Annotated in this window: 2 protein-coding genes; one reads left to right on the top strand and one right to left on the bottom strand. The window is 65.8% G+C overall.

Annotated features, from left to right (window positions below; genetic code table 11):
* The first annotated feature begins 221 nt into the window (after positions 1-221).
* Positions 222-1,418 (top strand): RtcB family protein, encoded by a 1,197-nt coding sequence (locus THIMADRAFT_RS24125; protein WP_007195761.1) that lies wholly within the window; start codon positions 222-224, stop codon positions 1,416-1,418.
* On the opposite strand, the gene THIMADRAFT_RS24120 is transcribed toward THIMADRAFT_RS24125, so the two are convergent.
* Positions 1,390-2,211, bottom strand: coding sequence for a carbonic anhydrase (locus THIMADRAFT_RS24120; protein WP_007195760.1), 822 nt, complete (start codon positions 2,209-2,211; stop codon positions 1,390-1,392). The genes THIMADRAFT_RS24125 and THIMADRAFT_RS24120 overlap by 29 nt on opposite strands.
* Between the last annotated feature and the right edge of the window lie 290 nt (positions 2,212-2,501).

Below are 2,501 nucleotides of genomic sequence, written 5' to 3'. Positions count from 1 at the left end.
GCAGCGAATAGGTCCTCCGACAGCGGTCATCGCCGTTTCGGAATGCCCACAACGCGCGGATTCTGATCGACTGACCGGCCTTACCCCGTCAGTCGATCCGGCGGGGAGCAGCAAGACCGGACACCCAAAGTCCCTTTCCAGCACGTCCTCCCCGCCAGTGTCCGGCATGGCCGCCGTCGGCCGTGTCATCGTGCGCCGCCCAACGCGCGGCAGGAGGAGCCATGACGATCAAGCAGGTCATCACCGAGGGCGACAAGCCGGTCAAGGTCTGGACCGAGGAGCTGGACGAGCGTTCGCGCACGCAGCTGGTCAACCTCTCCAAGCTGCCCTTCATCCATCGTCACGTCGCGGCCATGCCGGACGTGCACGCCGGCATTGGCGCGACCATCGGCAGCGTCATCGCCACCGACCGGGCGATCATCCCGGCTGCCGTGGGTGTCGATATCGGCTGCGGCATGGCCGCCGCGCGCACCTCGCTCGGCGCCGAACAGATCGACGAGCGGGCGCTGAAGAAGGTCTTCGACCAGATCAGCCGCGACGTGCCGGTGGGGCGTTCCCAGCACCGTGACGAGCGCGCGCTGACAGAGGCGGCCACCCCCTTCGCCGCGCCGCTCGACGCGCTGACCGAGAAGCACCCGCAGCTGCTCAAGGCCTTCGGGCGCTTCTCCAACTGGGTCAACCAGATCGGCACCCTGGGCGGCGGCAATCATTTCATCGAGGTCTGCCTCGACGAGTCCGGGCGCGTCTGGGTCATGCTGCACTCGGGCAGCCGCGGCATCGGCAATGCCATCGGCCATTACTTCATCGAGCTGGCGCGGCGCGACATGGAGCGCTGGATGATCCAGCTCCCCGATCGGGATCTCGCCTACCTGCCGGAGGGCTCCGAGCACTTCGACGACTACGTGGCCGCGGTCTCCTGGGCGCAGGCCTATGCGCGGGAGAATCGCGAGCAGATGATGGCTCTGGTGCTGGCGGCGCTCGCCCGGCATCTGCCGGCTTTCTCGGTCACCGAGGCGGTGGTGAACTGTCATCACAACTACGTCGAGCGCGAGCACCACTTCGGGTCGAACGTCTGGGTCACCCGCAAGGGCGCGATTCGGGCGCGGGAAGGCGATCTCGGCATCATCCCCGGCAGCATGGGCGCGCGCAGCTACATCGTACGCGGCAAGGGCAATCCCGAGAGTTTCTCCTCCTGTGCCCATGGCGCCGGGCGCCGGATGAGCCGCACCGCGGCCGAGAAACTGTTCACACCGGCGGATCTGGCGGCTCAGACCCAAGGGGTGATCTGTCGCAAGGACAAAGGTGTGCTCGACGAGATTCCGGGTGCCTACAAGGACATCGACCAGGTCATGGCCAACCAGGCGGATCTGGTCGAGGTGGTGCATACGCTCAATCAGTTCGTGTGCGTGAAGGGTTGAGCGCGTAATCGAGGTCGCTTCTGTAGCGGGAGAATCGGTTTACTCCAGAACGACCCGCGCATTCAGCGGCTGGATCGGCCGGTTGTTCGGGGTGGCCCATCGCCCGCGCGAACTTGACGAGCTGCCCGTGCGATGCGCTCACCGGATGTTTCATGACCAGCCAGGTCACGCCCTCGCTGCAGGGCGGCGTGGTCAGGGAGCCGTCGAAGCGGTAGTAGGCTCGATCGGCGGGAAGCAGCGCCTCGGCGGAGGCCTTGCTCGCGAGGTGAGCCGTATGGCCCTGCGCCCGGGGCATGGCGGCCCACGGCGTGGCGAGGGCGAGGTTCTCGGGGCCTTCTTCGAACATGACTGCGATGACCGCGAGATTGCCCTCGGCGTCCGCGTGCACCAGATGCGCCTCCATCGGGAACTCGTGGCCGTCGATGTGGTTTTCGCTCGGGGTGTGGAAGTGGAACTGCTTCAGGGTGAACTCGCGCCCGTCCAGCGTGATGGTGCTGCCGGCGTCGTAGTCCACCTGGATGGTGTGTCCGTTGTTGACCTCGTCATGCCCGCCCGGCTTGTAGTGGAAGCCGATCCGAGGCAGATCGGCCTCGACACGGTCCGTAATGTCGATCGGAGTCTGGGCACGGCCTGTCTTGCAGGCCGTGAAATGCGGGTCGATCTCGCCCCAATGCTCCGGACCGTGGGTGCCCGAGTAGCCCCAGTGCGTGCCTTCGTCCGCAGAGGTCAACCCGGCTCCGATGAGCCCGCTGCCGAGGACTAAGGTCAAGGTCGCAAAAGTCGTGCGCTTCATCGTCTGTCTCGTTTGCAAGAATGAATCGGGTACCGGACGGTTCTCCGAGGGCCGGCTTGGAGGGCGTCGGCACTGATCGGCTCGACGATGTTGCAGAGCATAACGGTCTAGCCACCCGAAAAGCGATGCTCGGCTGAGGCTTGGAGGTGCCTGAGCAGGTGGTGGCGGGGCCTTGGCGCCGGCTGTCTTGATCTAGGTCAAGGATACGGCGATGCGCCCTCGCCAGACTTGCGGCGCCTTGTTCGACCCCAACGATCGTTACGGTTCCATCGGGATCGACAAGGGCACCT

The sequence above is a fragment of the Thiocapsa marina 5811 genome (assembly GCF_000223985.1).
Lineage (GTDB): Bacteria > Pseudomonadota > Gammaproteobacteria > Chromatiales > Chromatiaceae > Thiocapsa > Thiocapsa marina.
The sequence above is the reverse complement of the archived record's forward strand: the minus strand, read 5'-3'. Positions and strand labels throughout refer to the sequence as shown.

Bases quoted from the DNA above. Each gene is read 5' to 3' on its own strand.
- THIMADRAFT_RS24120 (WP_007195760.1), bottom strand. From the start codon at position 2,211: ATGAAGCGCACGACTTTTGCGACCTTGACCTTAGTCCTCGGCAGCGGG.
- THIMADRAFT_RS24125 (WP_007195761.1), top strand. From the start codon at position 222: ATGACGATCAAGCAGGTCATCACCGAGGGCGACAAGCCGGTCAAGGTC.